Origin of the sequence: Streptomyces sp. NRRL S-87 (assembly GCF_000719335.1) — a bacterium.
GTDB lineage: Bacteria > Actinomycetota > Actinomycetes > Streptomycetales > Streptomycetaceae > Streptomyces.
This window is the reverse complement of sequence record NZ_JOGB01000069.1, coordinates 18,448-37,953: the sequence shown is the minus strand read 5'-3', so window position 1 is coordinate 37,953 and position 19,506 is coordinate 18,448. Positions and strand designations below refer to the sequence as shown.

The following is a 19,506-nucleotide window of genomic DNA, read 5'->3' as shown; positions in this document are numbered from 1 at the left end:
GTGGCTCCCCTCACCCCGGCCGGCCCGGCCGGCGGCGGGTGACCGGGACGGCAACGGAAGCGACACGACCGGTGCGTACCGGCCGGGCGACCAGGCGTTCTAGCTGACGAACCGACAACGCGAACGTGGCGGGGACGGCTACGCGGTCATGCCCGCCCGGGCCGTGCCCACCGACGTGAGCGCGGCCACCAGCGGGGCCAGTTCGGGATCGGCGGCCGCCGTGTCGAGGGCCTCGCGCAGGGCCGCGTCGTTCGTCGGGCGGGCCTCGGCCAGCAGGGCCGCACCGGCCTCGCTCACGTTCGTGTAGATCCCGCGCCGGTCGGTGGGGCACAGGTAGCGGGACAGCAGTCCGCGCTCCTCCAGCCGCGTGACCAGTCGGGTCGTCGCGCTCTGACTGAGCACTACGGCGTCGGCGACCTGCTTCATCTGCAGGTGCCCGCCGGGTCCGTCGTGCTGGCGGCTGAGCACGTCGAGCAGCGAGTACTCGCGGACGCTGAGCCCGTGGGCGGACTGCAGCACCCTCTCGATGTGCGCCTCGATCCGCCCGTGCAGCAGCGACAGGGCGCACCAGCCCTGGGCGAGCCCGGTCGGTGCGGGGTCCGTGGCGGTCATCGGTGCGCTCCTCTCCTCGGGGCGGGGTGCCTCCCCACCCCAAATATAGCGCGCTTGCAAATAACCCGCGTCTGCAACTATTGTCGACGCCTGTTAAAAGCTCGTGCAATCAATCTGGGAAGGCTGCGATCCATGCCTCTCGCCCTCCTGGCCCTCGCGATCGGGGCCTTCGGCATCGGCACCACCGAATTCGTGATCATGGGGCTGCTGCCGCAGGTCGCCGGGGACTTCGGGGTCTCCATCCCGACCGCCGGACTCCTCGTGACCGGATACGCGCTCGGTGTCGTCGCCGGCGCCCCGCTGATGACCGCCCTGGGCACCAAGGTCCCGCGCAAGCGGATGCTGATGCTGCTCATGGGCCTGTTCATCGCCGGGAACCTGATCTCCGCCCTCGCCCCGGCCTTCGGTGTGATGCTCGCCGGCCGGGTCGTCGCCTCGCTCGCCCACGGCGCGTTCTTCGGCATCGGGGCGGTGGTCGCGGCCGAGCTGGTCGCCCCCGAGCGGCGGGCCGGCGCGATCGCGCTGATGTTCACCGGCCTGACCGTCGCCAACGTCCTCGGCGTCCCGCTGGGCACCTGGCTGGGTCAGGGCGCGGGCTGGCGCGCCACCTTCGCCGTGGTCGCGGCCCTGGGCGTGGCCGGGCTGGCGGGCGTGGCCAGACTGGTCCCGGAGCTGCCCCGGCCCGAGGGCGTCCGGCTGCGCGACGAGCTGGGCGCCTTCCGCAACGTCCAGGTGCTGCTCGCCATGGCGATGACCGTGCTCGGCTTCGGCGGGGTGTTCGCCGCCGTCACCTACATCGCCCCGATGCTGACCGCGGTGTCCGGCTTCGCCGAGGGCTCCGTGACCTGGCTGCTCGTCCTCTTCGGCCTCGGCATGGTGGGCGGCAACCTGGTGGGCGGCCGGTTCGCCGACCGGGCCCTGATGCCGATGCTGTACGCCGCCCTCGGCGCCCTGGCCCTGGTGCTGGCCCTCTTCACCGTCACCGCCCACCACAAGGTGCTCGCCGCGGTCACCGTCGCCCTCGTCGGCGCCCTCGGCTTCGCGACCGTGCCGCCGCTCCAGAAGCGGGTGCTGGACCAGGCCGCGGGCGCCCCCACCCTCGCCTCCGCCATGAACATCGGCGCCTTCAACCTCGGCAACGCGCTGGCTGCCTGGCTGGGCGGCCTGGTGATCTCCGCCGGGTACGGCTACACCGCCCCGAACTGGGTCGGAGCGGCCCTCGCGACCGCGGCCCTCGCCCTCGCACTGCTCTCCGGAGCCCTGGAGCGGCGCGGGTCCCGGCGCGACGGCCGCGTGGTGGCCCGGAGTGCGCCCGGGGCCGCGGCGGGGGTCAACCTGCCGTACGCCCAGTCCACGGGCGTCGGCGTGCACAACGCCTACGAGAAGGCGAAGTACCCCTACCTCGCCGACGCCCTGGACTCCGGCGCGGCCCTGCTCGAACTCGACGTGTGGACCAACTTCTTCGGCAGTTCCTGGCGCGTCTCGCACAGCAATCCCATCGGGAACGACAACAACTGCGAGAACGCCGCCACCGCCGCCCAGCTGCGCACCAGGTCCCGCAACCAGAACCTCGCCGGCTGCCTCTCCGACCTGCGCGCCTGGCACGACGCCCACCCCGGCCACCGGCCGATCGTCATCAAGATGGAGCTCAAGGACGGCTTCGCCAGCAACCTCGGCCGGGGCCCCGCCCAGCTCGACGCCCTGATCACCGGCAAGCTCGGGGACGCCGTCTACCGGCCCGGCCAGCTCGCCGCCGGCCACCCGGACCTCGACGCGGCCGTCCAGGCCCGCGGCTGGCCGACCCGCTCCGCCCTGGCCGGGAAGTTCCTCTTCGAGCTCATCCCCGGCACGGTCGAGCAGGGCAACCCCAGCGACACGCTGTGGACCGACCGCGAGTACGCCCAGTACCTGCGCGACCTGGCCGCCACCGGCCGCCTCGGCGAGGCCGCCGTCTTCCCGACGGTGCTGGGCGCCGCCGCCGGCGACCCGCGCACCCGGTACGCCGACACCTCGATCCGCCCCTGGTTCGTCCTCTTCGACGGCGACGCCAACGCGTACGTCACCCAGGGCATCGACACCGCCTGGTACGACCGGCGCCACTACCTGCTGATCACCACCAGCGCCAACGGCGTGGCCCCCGCGATCGACGGCACCAACCCCACCGAGGCCCAGGCCCGCGACCGCCTCGCCCTCCTCGCGGCCCGCCACGCCAGCATCATCACGGCCGACTGGTACCCGCTGCCGTCCGTCCTGTCCACGGTCGTCCCGCGCGGCTGACGCCGAGCCCCTCCCCGGGGTGCGCTCCGGCACCCCGGGCCGACTACGCCAGCAGCCAGGCGATGGCCGACAGGGAGACCATCGAGCACAGCGTGGACAGCAGGACGGTGTCCCGGGCCAGATCGGTGTCCAGGTCGTACTCGGACGCGAACAGGAAGGCGTTCTGGGCCGTCGGCAGGCCCGCCACCAGCACCACCGACAGCAGTGCGTGACCCTCGAGGCCGAACGCCCAGCGCCCCAGGGCGTACGCCAGCAGCGGCTGCGCCACGACCTTCAGCGCGACGAGCACCTGCCGCTCCGCCCGCCCCTCCGCATCGGGCCGGACCCGCGCGTGCAGGGACAAGCCCAGCGCGAACAGCGCGGCCGGTACCGCGGCCCCGCCCAGCAGGTGCAGCGGCGCGGTGACCTCGGCCGGCAGCGGCCGGCCCAGCGCCGCCACCAGCAGGCCGCCACCGGACGCGGCCACGATCGGGTTGCGCAGCGGCAGCGTCAGCAGCCGCCGCCACCGGCCCTCGGCGCCCGGCCGCTCACCGAGGTCGATCAGGGTCAGGATCAGCGGGGTCACCAGCAGCGTCTGGAACAGCGCGACGGGGACGATGAACGAGGTGTCCCGCAGGACGTGCACCGCCACCGGGATGCCCAGGTTGGCCGAGTTCACGTGCGCGGCGGCCATCGCGCCTATGGTCCGCTCGGCCGGCTTGCGGCGGAACACCAGGTGCCCCACCAGCAGGGCCACCGAGAACACCGCGAACAGGCTCAGCGCGAAGACCACCACGCCGGGCTGGGCGAGGTCGGAGACCCGGGAGCGCGACATCGTCAGGAACAGCAGTGCCGGCATGGCGAACGCGAACGCGAACCGCCCCAGCACGTGCTGCGCCTGCGGGCCGAGCACGTCCTTCCGGCCCGCCGCCCAGCCCAGAGCCGTGATCCCCCAGATCGGCAGAAAACCGCCGAGCACGCTCCCCGTCATGGGCCCCAGTATCGATCACCGCCGGCGGCCTCCCGGGCCGGCCCGTAGCTCGCCGGCGCCGACCGGGTTCAGCCGGGCCCGACCGGGATCAGGGGGTGAACTCCTGGTCCAGGTCGTAGATGACGCCGTGGCTGTTCACGGTGTACTTGAAGACCAGCCCCGAGTTCGGGTGGGCCTCCAGCCAGTCGAGGAACTCCTGGACCCCGATGGGCTGGTTCTCCGTGGACTCCACGATCGGGTTGGTGACGGTGATGGACGCCGCCTGGTCGAGCGGCATGAAGATCTCCTTGCCCACCGTCTCGAACACGCCGCCGTCGGTGTTCTCCGGCGTGCAGGCCCAGTTGCCCAGGTTCACGATCAGGCTGAGCGTCCCGCCCTCGGGCGTGTAGCGCTGCACCGCGAACTCGTCCGGAGAAATGGGCATCTTGTGGTCGCAACCGGGCTTCGGGCCCGGCTCCGACCCCGGCTTCGGCTTCGGCGCGCTGCCGCCGCCCACGGGCTTCGCGGAGGCCGAAGCGCCCGGCGCGGGCGCGGTGGTGGGCTCGGCGGAGGGCTTCGCAGCCCCGCCGCCCGCCGGGGTCCCGGTCGCGGTGGGCTCCGCGGACGGGGCCGCCGAAGCGCCCGCCCCGCCGGCCGGGCTGCTCGCCGTGCCGGCTCCGGGCGCTCCGGCCGCGTCGCCGCCGCCGTCCCCGTTGCACGCGGTCAGCACCAGCGCGCCGCACAGCACCGCCGCCGCGATCCCGGATCTCCGGCCCACGCTCCGCTTCATGTCCTGCTCCTGCTCCCTGCGATGTCCGATGTGACGCGGAGAACCTAGCGCGGACGAAACCCGCAGGGTAATCCCCGTCCACCCTTCGTCACCCACCCGCGATTGCGCTGTTGCCGATCGCGGACCTTGTGGACCCGGGAGTGACCCGAGGCCGGCACGGGCCGGGCGCAGGATGACGGAAACAGCCCCAAGCAGCCCCAAGCAGCCCCAAGCAGCCCCAAGCGGCCCGAAGCAGACCGAAGCAGGACCGGCTCAGGACGGCCGCGTGACGGGCAGGGCCTGCTCGGCCCAGATCGTCTTGCCGGTCGCGGTGTACCGGGTGCCCCACTGCTGCGTCATGTGCGCGATGAGGAACAGGCCCCGGCCACCCTCGTCCTCGAGGGCGGCCCGGCGCAGGTGCGGCGAGGTGTGCCCGGTGTCGGAGACCTCGCAGATCAGGGTCTGGTCGCGGATCAGGCGCAGTTGCACCGGGCCCGCCCCGCCGTACCGCACGGCGTTCGTCACCAGCTCGCTCACCACCAGTTCGGTGGTGAACCCCAACTCGTCCAGACCCCATTCGGTGACCTGCTGCAGCGCCAGTTCGCGGGCGCGGGCGACCAGCCGGGGATCGGAGGCCAACTCCCAGGACGCCACCTGGTGCTCGTCCAACGTGTGGGTGCGGACCAGGAGCAGGGCGGCGTCGTCGTCCACCGGCCGCGGCAGCAGCGTGGCCACCGCGTCGTCGCACAGCTCGTCCAACGGCCGCCGGTGGCCGACCAGCACGGCCCCCAGGGCCGCCAGCTGCTCGTCCACGTCCCGGTCCCGGCCCCGCACCAGACCGTCGGTGAACAGGGCCAGCAGGCTGCCCCGCGGCAGCACCAGCTCCGTCGACTCGAAGGGCAGCCCGCCCAGCCCCAGCGGGGGCCCGGCCGGCAGGTCGGGGAAGGTCACCGCGTCGGTCTCCGGGTCCACCACCGCCGGCGCCGGGTGCCCGGCCCGGGCCATCGTGCAGGTGCCGGCGACCGGGTCGTACACGGCGTACAGGCACGTCACCCCGAGCGCCTCGTCGTACGGCACGCTCTCGCCCTCGACGAGCACCGCGGCCCGCTCGTTGGCCGCCTGGGCCACCAGGTCGTCCAGGCGGCCGAGGAGCTCGTCCGGCGCCAGGTCGAGCCGGGCCAGCGCCCGTACGCTGGTCCGCAGCCGCCCCATGGTCGCCGCGGCCCGCAGCCCGTGCCCGACGACGTCGCCGACGACCAGTCCCACCCGGGTCCCGGACAGCGCGATCACGTCGAACCAGTCGCCGCCCACCCCGGCCCGGCTGTCGGCCGGCAGGTAGCGGTAGGCGAGCTCCACCGCCGTCAGCCGCGGCAGCAGCCGGGGCAGCAGACTGCGCTGGAGCATCAGGGCCGCGGTGTGCTCGCGCGTGTAGCGGCGGGCGTTGTCCACGCAGACGGCCGTACGGGCCACCAACTCCTCGGCGACGGCGAGCTCGCCCGGGTCGAACGGGTCGGAGCGGTCCTCCCAGCTGAAGGTGACCACGCCCAGCACCGCACCCTCCACGCGCAGCGGTACGGCGACCAGCCTGACCCCGTCGCCGGTCTCGCGCACCGCGGCGGCCGCCGACAGCGCCCGGGCCTGGGGGGTGCCGGCCGCCGGCCGCGGGGCCGGCCGGTCGTCCGGGGCCGCCGCCACCCGTACCAGCGGGCCTTCGGGGACCTCGCCGGGAGCCGGCCGCTCGCCCTCCAGCACCTGCTCCAGCAGGTCCACCGCCACCGCGTCGGCGAACCGCGGCACCGCCACGGCCGCCAGTTCGCGCGCGGTGCGGGCCATGTCGAGCGTGACGCCGACCGTGCTGCCCGCCCGTACCAGCAGGTCCAGGCGCTGCTGGGCGAGATAGCGCTCGGTGATCTCCACCGACTCCTCGCACACGCCGAGCGGGGTGCCCGAGGCGTCCTGCAGCCGGTAGTACGAGCAGGACCACACCCGGAAGCGGTCCGGATCGACCGGGGCGCGGCCCCGGTAGTGCAGGTCGATCACCGGCTCGCCGGTCTCCAGAACCCGGCGCAGGGTCTCCACCAGGGTCGGCGGGCTGCCGGGGGTGAGCACCTGGCCGTGGGTCACCATCTCGTCGGGGGACCGGCCCACGTACTGCGTGCTGCCCATCTCCTCGACCAGCGCCTGGTTGGTCCACACGACGCGGAGCCCGATGCCGTAGATCGCCAGGCCGATGGGGGACTGGGTGGCCAGGCCGGCGAGCATGGACTGCAGCGCCTCCCAGCGCTCGTTCTCGGCGGCGTCGGCCATCGCGACCAGGCGCGCCGGGGCGGCCGGATCGGGCGGGGAGGCGTCCGCAGTGGTCAGCGGCAGGACCGTCAACCGGACCCGCACCCCGTGGCCGGCCCGGTGCCGCAGCGCGACGGTACGCGAGCCGGGGGCGAAGGCGACGGCGGGAGCCGGGCCGTCGCCCGCGCGGACGACGTACGCCCCGGCCGGGCGGCCCAGCACGTCGCCCGCCGGGTAGCCGAGCAGGGCCTCGGCGGCCGCGCTCCAGCCCAGCACCCGGCCGTCCGCGCCGAGCACCGCGGTGGCCGCGTGGGCCACGTGGAGGGGGCCGCGCGGGTCGCCGCCCGGCTCGGTGCCCCCGCCGGGGTCGGGCCCGGGGACCCGGCCGTCGCCCGGTCCGGCCACGGGCCCGCGGCCGGGCGGGGCAGCCGCCCCGGCGGCCGGGTGCGCCGCCGCGCCCGCGGCTGGTTCCCGGTCCGGTCGCCTCACGTGCCTCCGCCCCCTTCGCGTGCGGACCCGCCCCAGCGGGCGGCGAGCAGGAGTGCGATGTCGTCCGGCCGCTCCGGCGCCCGCCCGGCCTCGGCGATCAGTCGGTCGGCGGTGGCGGCCAGCGGCGTGTCGCCGGCCTCCGCGAGTGCCCGGCGCAGCCGCTCCACGCCCTCGTCGATGTCCTCACCGGCGTGCTCCACCAGCCCGTCGGTGAACAGCGCCAGCACCGCGCCGGGGTCGAGGTGCAGCTCGGTGACGGGGTAGCTCGCCCCGTCGTCCACGCCGAGCACCACTCCGCCCGCCAGGTCGAGCACCTCGGTCCGGCCGTCCGGCCGGCGCAGCAGCGGCGGCGGGTGGCCGGCCCGGACCGCGTGCGCCTGCCCGGTCGCGGGGTCGAGCACCACGTAGCAGCAGCTGGCGAACTGGCCGGGATCGAGGTCGATCAGCAGCCGGTTCGTGCCGCTCATCACGGTCTGCGGATCCTCGCTGCTGAGCGAGAAGGCCCGTACCGCACTGCGCAGTTGGCCCATCGTGCCGGCCGCGTTCACCCCGTGGCCCTGGACGTCGCCGATGACCAGCGCGAGCAGTCCGGTGCCGGTCTCGATCACGTCGTACCAGTCGCCGCCCACCTCCATGCCCTGGGTGCCCGGCAGGTAGCGGCCGACGGTGTCGACGTTCTCGCGCACCAGCAGCCGGTGCGGCAGCAGCGCGTCCTGCAGGCCCCGGGCGAGCGCGGCCTCGGTGTCGTAGCGCTGGGCGCGTTCGAGGGCCTGGGCGATCAGGCCGGCCAGCGCCGTGAGCACGGTGCGCTCCTCGAGGCTGAAGCCGCGCGGCGCGTCGAAGCCGAGGATGCACGAGCCCACCGGCCGGCCGGAGGCGATGAGCGGCAGGAAGGCCCGGGCGCCGATGTGGGCGTCGAGGGGGATGCCCGGGTAGGCGGCGGCCAGGTGCTCCATGGACTCGAAGAACAGCGGCCGGCCGGTCGTCAGGGTCTCGACCCCGGGCAGCCGTGCGTCGAGGGACACCCCGTCGAAGCGGTCCAGGAAGCCCTGCGGGAAGCCGGTCTCCCAGGCCAGGTACAGGTGGCGCTCGTTGAGCAGGTAGATCGCCAACTGGCGGCCGCCGAAGGCGGGCAGCAGCTCCTCCGTGACCACGGCGGAGACCTGGCGTGCCGTCACCGCCTCGGTGAGCGCGATGGCCAGGGCCACCGGGCGGTAGAGCGCGGTGGCGCGGTCGGCCGGCGAGCCGAGCCCGCTCACCGGCCGGACCACGGAACTCGGTGCGTACGCGGAGCGCTCGGTGGCCGCGAGCATCACGGTCACACCGCCCGGCACCGGGTGCAGGGACACCGCCACCCACTCGTCCGGGGTGCTGCGGGCCAGGAACTGGACCGGGTCCTCGGCGATCAGCGCGGCCCGGAAGAAGTCCTCGTACGCCGCTTGGCCGAACCACGGAAGGGCCTCCCACAGCACCCGGCCGACGAGGGTGGGACGGCTCCGGCCGAGCAGGGCGACGGCGGCCTCGTTCACGTACGTGATGCGGCCGAGGCGGTCGAGGCCGAGGAAGGAGTGCGGCAGCTGGTCGGTGATCTCGCCGCCGAGCGGCTCGTCGCCGAGGTCGATCAGGCGGCCGGACAGGGGGAGGGGGGTGGCGGCCGGGGTTCTCGGGGCGGTCGGGCCCCCGGGAGTGGCGGTCGGAGCCCCGGGGGCGACGTCCTCGGTGGGTGAGAGCTCCAACAGCCGGATGCGGCCGGCGGGGCCGGACAGCCGCAGCCGCAGGGGCACGCCGGGGCCGGGGGGCGGCCCGTCGGGGCCTTCCGGGCCGCCCGTCAGCTGCCTGGCCAGGACGTGCAGCGCCAGCACCTCCGCCGGAGCCCAGCCGGCGGTCAGCGCCTCGACGGTGCCCGGGAAGCGGTCGGGATCCGTACCCAGGGCGGCGCACAGCTGCGCGTCGGCCGTGACGACCCCGCTCTCCGGGTCCCAGGTGAAGCCTCCCACCGGTGCGGGCGGCGCCAGCGGGGCGGGCAGCTGCACGGCCACCGGCTCGTCCGCCCACGTCACGGCCGTGCCCCGGCGTGCCAGCCGGTCGAGGTGCTCGGCCAGTCGGTGCGCGACCCGCCGCATCCGGGCCTGGTCGGCCTCGGCCACCTGGGCCCCCGGGGTGTCACGGCGCAGGACCATCAGGACCCCGTACTTCTCGCCCGTCGCGCCCGGCCCGCCGACCAGCGGCTCGTACGAGGACCCGAAGGTGTAGGGCAGCCCGGCCATCAGCTGCGGGAAGCGCCGCATGGCCTCTTCGGCGTCCGCGAGGTGGACGCCCTGGCCCGTGCGGTACGCCTCCGCGACCGGGAACGGGCGGTTCACGTGCATCCGCCACCACGGGCGGAACAGGGGTGCGGGCAGCCCCGCGAGCACGGCCAGCCGCAGCAGTCCGGCGGTCTCCGTGCGCAGGAACACGCCCCCGGCGTACCCGCCCACGGACTCGATCGCGCCCACGACGGAGTGGGCGAGCACCAGGGCCAGTCCGTCCGGAGCTCGGCCGTTCACACAGCCAGCATGCGCCAGGGCCACCCGCGCCCGCATCTCGCGCGCACCCGCGTTCACCCGCCTGCCCGCACGCGCCGCGCCTTCGCCCCTGTGAAGCCGTGGCGGGTCGGCGGGTGGGCGGCCTCGATCCGTCGGCCACCGGTCCGCGGGCCGGGCGGGCGCCGGTCCGGGGGCCGGAGCGACGCCCGCCGGCCGGGCTCAGTACAGGGAGACCTTGTACTTGGCGAGGGCCTCCGGCACCGGCTGGTAGAAGGTGGTGCCGCCGGTCGAGCAGTTCCCGCTGCCGCCGGAGGTGATGCCCAGCGCCTTCGTGCCGTCGTAGAGCGCGCCGCCCGAGTCGCCGGGCTCCGCGCAGACGTTCGTCTGGATCATGCCCCGCACGGTGCCGCCCCCGCTGTAGTGGACCGTGGCGTCGAGGGCCGTGACCGTACCGCTCCTGGTGCCGGTGGTGGAGCCGCTCCGCTTTACCGGCTCACCCACGTAGGCGTTCGCGGCAGTGAATCCGCCGGGGTGGCTGAGGGAGGTGTTGTCGTAGCGCACCAGCGCGTAGTCGTTGCCGGGGAAGCTGGAGCCGGTGGTGGGCCCGATCAGGGTGGTCTGGGACGCGTTGGCGTACCAGGTGTTCGCGACGTTGCCGCAGTGGCCCGCGGTCAGGAACGAGTACGTCCCGCCGCTCACGACGTTGAACGCCACCGAGCACCGGTAGCCGCCGCCGTAGACGGCGTCGCCGGGGCCGAGGAGTGGCGTGAACCTGCCCGGGGTCCGCTCGATCCGGAGGGCTCCGGGGGTGGCGCCGGCGGCCCTGCGGAGCTTCGCCAGGCCGGCCCGGGTGACGGTGCTGTCGGCCGTGACCACGACGGTTCCGGCGGCCCGGTCCACGTACCAGGCGGTGCCGCCGACGTCCGCGCGGAGCACGGCCTGGTCGACCGCGGCGAGCTGGGTGGCCTCGGGGGCGCGGGGGGCTGCCTGGGCCGCGGGCAGCCCGAGCGCGGTGGACGCCAGCAGGCCCACAGCGGCGAGGGCCGTGGCCGCGCGGCGTCCGCGCGGGGCGGGGCGGGGAGCGGGGGTGGCGGTCCCGTCGTGGGGGAAGGGGGAAGCGGTGCGCGTGATCCTCACGTTCTCCTCCTCGGAGCGTCGCGGTCCGGTGGGTGGCCGGGCCCTGTGAGGCGCAGTCAGAATGGCGTGTTCCTGACAAGTGCGCTGCCGGCTGAGTATCGCGGCGGACCGGGAGGCGCACAAGAGCGGGCGCGGCCCGGGGCCGGGCATGCCGCATCATGTCCCGGTGCAGTATGCGGAGGAGTTCGGCGATGCCGACATGGGGGAGGAGTCGGGCGGTTCCGGAGTGCCGCGCCAGCGCGCACCCGAGGACCTGTCCGCACAGCTGATAGCCGCTCAGGAGGGCGATGAGGGGGCATTTGAGAAGGTTTTCCGGGCGGTGCAGCCGGGGTTGCTGCGCTACCTGACGGTCCTGGTCGGTGCGGACGCGGAGGACGTGGCCTCCGAGGCGTGGCTGCAGATCGCACGCGATCTGGGGTCGTTCCGGGGCGACTTCGACAACTTCCGCGGCTGGGCCGCGACCATCGCCCGCAACCGCGCGATGGACATGCTGCGCGCCCGTCGCCGCCGGCCGGCCGTGAGCGTGCCGGTGGAGGAGCTGCTGGACCGGGCGTCGGGCGACGACACCGAGGGCGCGGCCATCGCGGGCGCCGGCACCGCCGCCGCCCTCGCGCTGATCGCCACCCTGCCGCGCGACCAGGCCGAGGCGGTGCTGCTGCGGGTGGTCATGGACCTGGACGCCGAGAGCGCCGCGCGCGTCCTCGGCAAGCGCGCGGGCGCCGTGCGCATGGCCGCCCACCGGGGCCTGCGCAAGCTCGCCAAGCTCGTCGAGCGGAACCCGCCACCGTCCTCGGGCGCCGCCGCGTCGGCCCCGGAAGCGGGCCGGCGGGCCCCGGAACGGGGCCGCGGACGACGCTCCGGACAGCCGGAGGAAAAAAATTCCGCCAAACGAGTGACAAGAGTGAAGGCCTCAACGCTGAAGGGCGTGAGATGAGCACCAACCGACCCCGTCGGATCGACCGCGACACCGCTGAGCAGCTGCTCGGCGCGCGCGAGGTCGGAGCGGCGGCCGGCCACGAGGCCCTCGCCGGACTGCTCGCCGCCGCCAGCGCACCCGTGGCGGAGGGGGAGCTTCCCGGCCAGCGGGCGGCACTGGCCGCGTTCCGGGCCGCTCGCCTCGACGCCGAACACGCAGCCCTGTCCGTACGAGATCCAGCAGCAGTTCCACCGGTCCTCGCAGACCCACCTGTCCCACCTGTCCCAGCAGTACCGAGAGAATCCCGGAGGCGGCCGATGCCCGTGGCAGCGCTGGCGCAGCTCCTGAGCGTGAAGGTGGTGGCCGCGGCCGCCGTCACCGCGCTCGGCGGCTTCGCGCTCGCCGCCGGCACCGGCCACCTGCCCGCCGTGCTCGGCGGGGGCGGCGACGACCGCGCCGAAGCGCGGCCGACCGCCTCCACCCCCGGTGGCACCGCCTCCGGCTCCCCCGGCACGCGCCGGGACCCCGGCTACCGGCCCGACGCGTCCGCGCCCACCGGCGAGCTCGCCGCGCTCTGCCGCGGGTACGGCCGACTGACCGGGGCACAGGCCGCGCAGGCCCTGGCCGGGCAGCGGTACGCCGCCCTGGTCGCGGCCGCGGGCGGCCCGGACGACGTACCGGCGTACTGCGCCCCGGTGCTGCGCGGCCCGTCCGCGGGCCCCAGCCCGGCGCCCTCGCCGTCGCCCACGCACCCCGGCAAGGGGGGCGGTCCCGGGGCCCATCCGAGCCCCGGGGGACGCGGCAAGCAGCCCGGCAACCCGGCCCAACCGACGCATCCCGCCCACCCGACGCACCCCGTCCACACATCCCGTCCCGCCCACCCGACCCACGCACCGAAGGCACCGCGGACCCGTCCGTCGAAGCCGTCGGAGCGCAAGCCCGCCCCGCCCGCCAAGGGCCGGGACCCGGGCGCCGACCCCGCCCGCTGACGTACGGGGGCGGGGGCCGCGCCGCCGCGGCCCCCGCCCCCCGTACGCCCCGCACCACCCGACACGTCCAGCCCGCCCGTCCCGTCCCCTCCGGGGCAGCGGCTGGTCCCCGGTCCGGCCGCCATCCACGGCCGCGACCCCCGACCGCAGAGGCCTCCCATGCAGCCACGCCTTGCCGATCCGGCCCCGGACACCCTGCCGATACCCCTGGCGGGCGGTGCCGGGCCGGACACCGCCACGACGCCCGACGCCGCACCCGCGGCTGGGGACGAAGCCCCGACCGCCCTCCTCGCCGCCGTGCCCGACGTCACCGCCGCCCTGCCCGCTCCCGCGGACCTCGGGCCCGCGCCCGCCGCCGCCCCCGCAGACGCCGCGCCCGCCGCAGCGCCCGGGACCGGCACCGCCGACCGGCCGGTCTTCGTCGACGCCTCCGGGCGCCGCCCGCGCCGGGTGCGCCGCATCGGACGCCTGCTCGTGCTGCCGGCCGCCGCCTACGTCGTGGTCCTCGTCAGCACCCTGCTGGGCGGACCCACCGTCCACCTGCCCTTCCTGCCGCTGCCCGCGCCCCCGGCCGCCGACATGGCCGACGCCGAGCCGGACCCCACCACCACCCCGACCGCGGCCGGTGCGTCCCACGGTTCCGCGCGGCACCACGGCCCCTCCCGCCCCGGCCTGCTCGTCCCGGCGAAGGCAGGCCGCGGCACGAAGCCACGGCCGAGCACCGGCCCCTCCGCCTCCGGCTCCACCACGCCGTCGGCCTCCCCGTCCGCGACGCCCTCGCCGACCGGTACGGCGGGCCCGTCCCCGAGCCCGGACGCCAGCCCGACGCCCGCGGCGACCGGTCCCGGCCGTTCCGGGATCGCCAAGTCCAAGCCCAAGCCCTCGCGCAACCCGCACCAGCCGACCCCCACGCCGTAGCCGGGCCGCCCCCTCGGCCCGCCGGCCCGCCGGCCCGCGGCCGGGACCGGGGTGCGGCCATCCGCGTGCGCAGCAGCGCCGCGCGCCGTACGGCACCCACCCCAGGGCCCCCACCACAGGGCAACCACCCCAGGGCACCCACCCCACGGCACTCACCCCCCCACCGCCACTTCCCTTCACCGCACAGCAGCAGGCAGGAAACACCCGTGTCCCCCATCCGTCGCCGTTCCCGACAGCACTCCGGCCGGCGCCCCTCCGTACGCGACGTCACCCCGCGAACCCACTGGCTCCTGCTCGCCACACTGGTCCTCACGCTGTCGGCCGCGCTGCTGCTGCAGGGGTACTCCCGGCACATGTTCGACAGCACGGCCGACGGTGCCGTCCAGGCCCAGGGCCCGGACACCGGCGTACCGGACGGGATCGTCGAGGGCGGCCCGGTCATCGACGGCTCGGCCGCCCGCACGGCCGCCCCCGCCGCCCGCACCATCGCGCTCACCTTCGACGACGGGCCCGATCCGGTCTGGACCCCGAAGGTCCTCGACGTGCTGCGCCGCCACCACGTGAAGGCGACCTTCTTCACCGTCGGCACGCGGGTCGCCGAGCACCCGGAGCTCGCCCGCCGGATCGTCGCGGAGGGCCACCAGATCGGGGTGCACTCCTACACCCACACCAACCTGGGGCAGTCACCCGCCTGGCGGCGCTCGCTGGAACTGCGCCAGACCCAGCTCGCCATCGTCGGCGCCACCGGGGTGACCACCCCGCTGATGCGGCCCCCGTACTCCTCCTCCAACGCCGCGCTCACCGACGCCGACTGGCGGGCGGTCCAGGCTGCCGGGCACGAGGGCTACCTCACGGTCCTGACGACCCTCGACAGCGAGGACTGGAAGCGGCCCGGCACCGACCGGATCGTCGCCAAGGCCACCCCCAGGGGCACGGCCGGCCAGATCGTCCTCATGCACGACGCGGGCGGCGACCGCAGCCAGACGGTCGCCGCCCTGGAGCGGCTGCTGCCCCGGCTCCAGGCCGCCGGCTTCCGCTTCGCCACCGTCGGCCAGGCGGTCGCCCTCCCCGCCGCCGAGCGGCCGGCCGTGGCCGCCGACCAGTGGCAGGGGCGCGCACTGGTGACCGCCGTGCGCAGCACCGACTGGACCCTGGACGTGATCACCTGGCTGCTGTGGGCGGCCGGCGCGATCAGCCTGCTGCGCGCGATCGCCGTCTTCGCGGCGGCCCGCCGGCACGTGCGGCTGCGGCGGCGCGGGCCGTGGGGCGAGCCCGTGACCGAACCGGTGAGCGTCATCGTGCCGGCGTACAACGAGAGTGCGGGCATCGAAGCGGCGGTCCGCTCCCTGGTCGCTTCCGACCACCCGGTCGAGGTCATCGTCGTCGACGACGGCTCCACCGACGGCACGGCGGACCTCGTCGAGTCCCTCGGGCTGCCCGGCGTACGGGTCATCCGGCAGCTCAACGCGGGCAAGCCGGCCGCGCTCAACACCGGCATCGCGGCGGCGACGAACGAGCTGCTCGTCATGGTCGACGGGGACACCGTCTTCGAGCCGGACGCGGTACGGATGATCGTCCAGCCCTTCGCGGACCCCGCGGTCGGCGCCGTCTCCGGCAACGCCAAGGTGGTCAACCGGGGCGGCCTGCTGGGCCGCTGGCAGCACATCGAGTACGTGGTCGGCTTCAACCTGGACCGCCGCCTGTTCGACCTCGCCGAGTGCATGCCCACCGTGCCCGGTGCCGTCGGTGCCTTCCGGCGCTCGGCCCTGCTGCGGGTGGGCGGCGTCGGCGACACCACGCTCGCCGAGGACACCGACCTCACCATGGCGCTGTGCAGGGCCGGCTGGCGGGTGGTCTACGAAGAGCGCGCGAAGGCCTGGACCGAGGCCCCGGCCTCGCTCGGCGCGCTGTGGAAGCAGCGCTACCGGTGGTGCTACGGCACCCTGCAGGCCATGTGGAAGCACCGCGGCGCCTTCGTCCAGCGCGGCCAGGCCGGCAAGCTGGGCCGCCGCGGTCTGATCTACCTGCTCCTCTTCCAGGTGCTGCTGCCGCTGCTGGCGCCGATCGTGGACGTGTTCGCCGTGTACGGCCTGGTCTTCCTGGACCCGGTGCGGATCGTCGGGCTCTGGTTCGGGTTCCTGGTCCTGCAACTGCTGCTGGGGCTCTACGCGTTCCGCCTCGACGGGGAGCGGCCCGGCCCGCTGTGGAGCATGCCGCTCCAGCAGTTCGTCTACCGGCAGCTGATGTACCTCGTGGTCATCCAGTCCGTCTACACGGCCGTCGCAGGCTCCCGCCTGCGCTGGCAGCGCATGGAACGCTACGGCAGCCTCCCGCCCCAGCAGGGCACGCAGGCAACGCAGGGCACGCAGGGCACGCAGGGCACGCAGCCGCGCGAGGCGTCCGGCGCCTCCTGACGACCCACCACGACGGGGCCCGCCCGGTTCTCCGGGCGGGCCCCGTCGTGGTGCGGCGCCGGAGGGGACCGGAACGCGTGAACGCGGACGGGCCGGACCGAAAAGATGCTTTTACGTCGTCGCTGTTGCGGGCGTTGCGTACGTGGCCGGGTTCCAGCCGGTCCGACGGCGGGGGGAGGGTTCGGGTGGCGCGCAGGGCGACGCGCGCGCCGCGGGCGCACTGCGGACCGGCCGAACACGCCGTTGTGATGATTCGCTCACCGTACCTAGCGTGGCCAAGCGGAACCGGTCTCCGGACCGGGAAACCACCGCATGCGCATGCACGTCACACATCCCCCGACGCGAAAAGGAGTTCGACCATGACGTATGAGCGCCCCACCCTCACCAAGGCCGGCAGCTTCCGCAAGCTGACCGGGATCAAGAACACGGGACCCAAGGACGTCCTCGGCGGCAAGCAGCTCCTCTGATGTGAGGGCCCGGCCGCGCCGCTGAGAGCGGCGTCCGTGCCACCGGGTGGCGGCTCCCGGCCGCCACCCGGCCACACCCCCCTCCCCGCACGTCGCCGACCGGAGGCCGTTGCCGTGGAAGACTCGCTGTCGCTCCAGGCCCTGCCCACCTGGTTCACCGTCCTGCCCGACACCGACGAGGCCGCCGCCGTCGCCGCCAGAGCGCTCGCCCACGCCACCCAGTGCCTGCACCACCGGTCCGGGCGCCCCTGGCTGGTGGGGCGCTGGGCACCCACCGGCGCGGTGGTGGGCGAGTGCGGAGGAACCCGCATCGCCGTGCTCGGCGAACACTCCGTCACCGCCGAAGCGGCCCGGCGCGCAGCCGCCGCCGCCGAGGCCACGTCCCTGTCGGCACTCGACCGCATCAGCGCCACGTGGGCCGGCAGCCTCCACCTGGTGGCCAGCAGCGGCGGCCGGGTCCGGGTCCAGGGCGGCGTCGTCGGCCTGAGACGGGTCTTCTTCACCGACGCCACCTTCCCGGCGGCGGGCGGCGTCAGCGTGGCCGCCGACCGGGCCGACGTACTCGCCGAGCTGGTCGGCGCCGAACTCGACGAACGCAGGCTCGCCCTCGAACTGCTCACCCTGGGCGTGCCGCACCCGCTGTCGGGCTCCTCCATGTGGAAGGGCGTACACGCCCAGCCCGGCGGCCACTACCTGACGCTCGACCCCGACGGGCGGGCCCGGGCGACCCGCTGGTGGTCGCCCCCCGACCCGCACCTGTCCCTGGCCGAGGGCGCCGACCGCTTCCGGGAGGCGTTGACCGCCGCCGTCGCCGTCCGCACGCGCGGGCGCGAGCTGGTCACGGCCGACCTGGGCGGGCTCGACTCCACCGCCGTCTGCTGCGCCGCCGCCCGCGGGGACGCGAAGGTCGCGGCGTACACCGCCGCCATCCACGACGAACTCGGCGACGACGTGTACTGGGCCCGCCGGACCACCCGGGCGATCGGGACACTCGAACACCACGTCGTCCCCGCGTCCGACCTGGCCATGACGTTCGACGGGATCGACACCCTCGACGACGTCCTGGACACCCCCAGCATCCTCACGGTCGACCGCAACCGCCGCATGCACATCATCGACCTGGCGGCCGCCCGCGGATCGAGCCTGCACCTGACCGGCCTGGGCGGCGACGAACTCCTCGCCGGCGCGCCCGCCCGCCTGCACGCGCTGGTGCGTACCCGCCCCCTGACCGCGCTGCGGGACGTGCGCGGATACACCGCCAAGTACCAGTGGTCCCGGCGGCGCGTACTGCGCCAGCTCCTGGACCGCCGCTCCTACCGGGCCTGGCTCGGCAGGGTCGCGCGCGACCTGGACGCGCCCCCGGCCCCGGCGGACGAACCGCTGCTCGACTGGTCGGCGCCGCCCCGCATGCCGGAATGGGCCACGCCCGAGGCCGTGGACGCCGTACGCGAGCTGCTCCGCGCCCACCTCCCGGAAGCGGAGCCCCGCGGCCGCGGGCACGGCGAGCACCGGGAGTTGGCCGCGATGGACGGCATCTCCCAGTGGACCCGGCACATCGGCCAGATGGCCGCGCCGCTGGGCGTCACGGTGGCCGCCCCCTACTACGACGACCGGGTGATCGAGGCGGCCCTGGCCGTCCGGCCGCAGGAGAGGATCACCCCGTGGCGGTACAAGCCGCTGATCGTCGAAGCCATGCGTGGCGTCGTCCCCGACGCGAGCCGCACCCGCGGCACCAAGGCCAACGCCACCTTCGAGGAGGAAGTGGGGCTGCGCCGCCACCGCGCCCGGCTGCTGGCGCTGTGCGAGGACTCGCGCCTCGCCCGGCTCGGCCTCGTCGACGCGGAGGTCCTGCGCGCGTGGTGCCGCCGGGCCCTGTCGGCCGAGACGGAGAGCTACCTGCTGCACCCGACCGTGGCGTGCGAGGTATGGCTGCGCTCCAGGGAGACGACACCCGCCCGGACGCGACCCCTGACGGAACGGGAAAGGTGAGCCGATGTGCACCCTGAAGTCCGGAGTGCTGCTGACCGAGACCGAGTACGGCATGGCCCTGCTCGATCAGAAGAGCGCCGAGTACTGGACCCTCAACCCCGCGGCAGCCGTCGTGCTCCGTACGCTCCTGGACGGCCACGGTGCCGAGCGGGCCGCAGCAGTCCTCGTCGAACGGTACGAGGACGTGGCCGCCGACGTGGCCGCACAGGACGTCGCGAGCATCGTCGAGGACCTCCGCTCCGCGGGGCTCATCACCCCGTAGCCGGACCCGGCCGCCCCGGAGAAGGGATACGCAGATGTCGACCCCGGAAGCCGTCCCCTACCGCCCCCGATCCGTCCCCCCGGCCCGCCGCCTCGGGGCGCGCGTCCTGATCGGCTGCGCCCACGTGCTCGCCGTCCTGCCGCCCGGGCGGATCCGCGCCGTCCTGGCCCGGCTCCGCCGCGGAGCCCGGCCCGCCACCCTGGCCGAGGCGACGGCGGCCCGGGAGACGGTGCTCGCCGTGAGCCTGGCCGCGGGCGGGCACAAGGGCTGCCTGCCGCGGTCGTTGGCCACGGTGCTGCTGTGCCGCTGCCGCGGCCAGTGGCCCACCTGGTGCGTGGGCGTGCGCACCCGGCCGCCGTTCGCCGCGCACGCCTGGGTGGAAGCCGAGGGCGAACCCGTCGGCGAGGGCACGCCCGCCGGATACTTCCAGCGCTTCTTCGCGGTGGAGTGAGCCCGTGACCCCTGCCTCGCTCGCCCTCCTCGGGCACCTCCGACCCCAGCGCGGCC

General features: G+C 75.3%; 15 protein-coding genes and 1 pseudogene. 10 read left to right on the top strand and 6 right to left on the bottom strand.

The window, feature by feature from the left end; all coding sequences use genetic code 11:
* Nucleotides 1-138 precede the first annotated feature (138 nt).
* A complete protein-coding gene (locus IF43_RS0130945; protein WP_030208390.1) occupies nt 139-612 on the bottom strand; it encodes a MarR family winged helix-turn-helix transcriptional regulator in 474 nt (157 codons plus the stop codon).
* Nucleotides 613-744: 132 nt separating this feature from the next.
* On the opposite strand from IF43_RS0130945, the pseudogene IF43_RS43200 reads away from it, so the two are divergent.
* Both IF43_RS43200 and IF43_RS43195 read left to right on the top strand, forming a co-directional pair.
* A pseudogene (locus IF43_RS43200) lies at nt 745-1,890 on the top strand (MFS transporter); the annotation flags it as partial.
* Nucleotides 1,891-1,905: 15 nt separating this feature from the next.
* Complete coding sequence (locus tag IF43_RS43195; protein ID WP_234332600.1) at nt 1,906-2,889, top strand: phosphatidylinositol-specific phospholipase C domain-containing protein; 984 nt, start codon at nt 1,906-1,908, stop codon at nt 2,887-2,889.
* 43 nt (nt 2,890-2,932) lie between these two features.
* Here IF43_RS43195 and IF43_RS0130935 read toward each other — a convergent pair whose 3' ends face one another.
* From IF43_RS0130935 to IF43_RS0130915, 5 genes are all read right to left on the bottom strand, one after another.
* Nucleotides 2,933-3,859, bottom strand: a complete 927-nt coding sequence (locus tag IF43_RS0130935) for an AEC family transporter (protein ID WP_030208386.1) — start codon at nt 3,857-3,859, stop codon at nt 2,933-2,935.
* 88 nt (nt 3,860-3,947) lie between these two features.
* On the bottom strand, nt 3,948-4,628 hold the full coding sequence (locus IF43_RS0130930; RefSeq protein WP_030208383.1) for a hypothetical protein: 681 nt from the start codon (nt 4,626-4,628) through the stop codon (nt 3,948-3,950).
* A gap of 252 nt (nt 4,629-4,880) precedes the next feature.
* Entirely contained in the window at nt 4,881-7,382 is a 2,502-nt protein-coding gene (locus tag IF43_RS0130925; RefSeq protein ID WP_078910589.1) for a SpoIIE family protein phosphatase, read from the bottom strand.
* Nucleotides 7,379-9,964, bottom strand: a complete 2,586-nt coding sequence (locus IF43_RS0130920) for a SpoIIE family protein phosphatase (protein ID WP_078910595.1) — start codon at nt 9,962-9,964, stop codon at nt 7,379-7,381. The genes IF43_RS0130925 and IF43_RS0130920 overlap by 4 nt, the downstream gene beginning before the upstream one ends.
* Nucleotides 9,965-10,126: 162 nt before the next feature.
* Nucleotides 10,127-10,939, bottom strand: a complete 813-nt coding sequence (locus tag IF43_RS0130915) for a S1 family peptidase (protein WP_234332599.1) — start codon at nt 10,937-10,939, stop codon at nt 10,127-10,129.
* Nucleotides 10,940-11,243: 304 nt separating this feature from the next.
* On the opposite strand from IF43_RS0130915, the gene IF43_RS0130910 reads away from it, so the two are divergent.
* From IF43_RS0130910 to IF43_RS0130875, 8 genes are all read left to right on the top strand, one after another.
* On the top strand, nt 11,244-11,978 hold the full coding sequence (locus IF43_RS0130910) for an RNA polymerase sigma factor (protein WP_051796496.1): 735 nt from the start codon (nt 11,244-11,246) through the stop codon (nt 11,976-11,978).
* Nucleotides 11,975-12,949 carry a hypothetical protein gene (locus IF43_RS38450; protein WP_158939586.1) on the top strand — a complete coding sequence of 325 codons (975 nt, stop codon included), beginning with the start codon at nt 11,975-11,977 and terminating at the stop codon, nt 12,947-12,949. Before IF43_RS0130910 ends, IF43_RS38450 begins: the two co-directional genes overlap by 4 nt.
* 159 nt (nt 12,950-13,108) lie before the next feature.
* Complete coding sequence (locus IF43_RS0130900) at nt 13,109-13,867, top strand: hypothetical protein (protein WP_030208363.1); 759 nt, start codon at nt 13,109-13,111, stop codon at nt 13,865-13,867.
* A gap of 206 nt (nt 13,868-14,073) precedes the next feature.
* A complete protein-coding gene (locus IF43_RS0130895; protein WP_234332597.1) occupies nt 14,074-16,281 on the top strand; it encodes a bifunctional polysaccharide deacetylase/glycosyltransferase family 2 protein in 2,208 nt (735 codons plus the stop codon).
* A gap of 359 nt (nt 16,282-16,640) precedes the next feature.
* On the top strand, nt 16,641-16,748 hold the full coding sequence (locus IF43_RS41845; RefSeq protein ID WP_158939584.1) for a keywimysin-related RiPP: 108 nt from the start codon (nt 16,641-16,643) through the stop codon (nt 16,746-16,748).
* A 114-nt stretch (nt 16,749-16,862) separates the two neighbouring features.
* On the top strand, nt 16,863-18,737 hold the full coding sequence (locus IF43_RS0130885; protein WP_037890783.1) for a lasso peptide isopeptide bond-forming cyclase: 1,875 nt from the start codon (nt 16,863-16,865) through the stop codon (nt 18,735-18,737).
* Nucleotides 18,738-18,741: 4 nt separating this feature from the next.
* Nucleotides 18,742-18,999 (top strand): lasso peptide biosynthesis PqqD family chaperone, encoded by a 258-nt coding sequence (locus IF43_RS0130880; protein WP_030208356.1) that lies wholly within the window; start codon nt 18,742-18,744, stop codon nt 18,997-18,999.
* Between the two features lie 34 nt (nt 19,000-19,033).
* Nucleotides 19,034-19,450, top strand: coding sequence for a lasso peptide biosynthesis B2 protein (locus IF43_RS0130875; RefSeq protein ID WP_030208353.1), 417 nt, complete (start codon nt 19,034-19,036; stop codon nt 19,448-19,450).
* Nucleotides 19,451-19,506: the final 56 nt, after the last annotated feature.

Coding starts and splice junctions, on each gene's coding strand:
- IF43_RS41845 (WP_158939584.1), top strand. CDS start 16,641: ATGACGTATGAGCGCCCCACCCTCACCAAGGCCGGCAGCTTCCGCAAG.
- IF43_RS0130880 (WP_030208356.1), top strand. CDS start 18,742: ATGTGCACCCTGAAGTCCGGAGTGCTGCTGACCGAGACCGAGTACGGC.
- IF43_RS0130875 (WP_030208353.1), top strand. CDS start 19,034: ATGTCGACCCCGGAAGCCGTCCCCTACCGCCCCCGATCCGTCCCCCCG.
- IF43_RS38450 (WP_158939586.1), top strand. CDS start 11,975: ATGAGCACCAACCGACCCCGTCGGATCGACCGCGACACCGCTGAGCAG.
- IF43_RS0130930 (WP_030208383.1), bottom strand. CDS start 4,628: ATGAAGCGGAGCGTGGGCCGGAGATCCGGGATCGCGGCGGCGGTGCTG.
- IF43_RS0130920 (WP_078910595.1), bottom strand. CDS start 9,964: ATGCGGGCGCGGGTGGCCCTGGCGCATGCTGGCTGTGTGAACGGCCGA.
- IF43_RS0130935 (WP_030208386.1), bottom strand. CDS start 3,859: ATGACGGGGAGCGTGCTCGGCGGTTTTCTGCCGATCTGGGGGATCACG.
- IF43_RS0130900 (WP_030208363.1), top strand. CDS start 13,109: ATGCAGCCACGCCTTGCCGATCCGGCCCCGGACACCCTGCCGATACCC.
- IF43_RS0130910 (WP_051796496.1), top strand. CDS start 11,244: ATGGGGGAGGAGTCGGGCGGTTCCGGAGTGCCGCGCCAGCGCGCACCC.
- IF43_RS0130945 (WP_030208390.1), bottom strand. CDS start 612: ATGACCGCCACGGACCCCGCACCGACCGGGCTCGCCCAGGGCTGGTGC.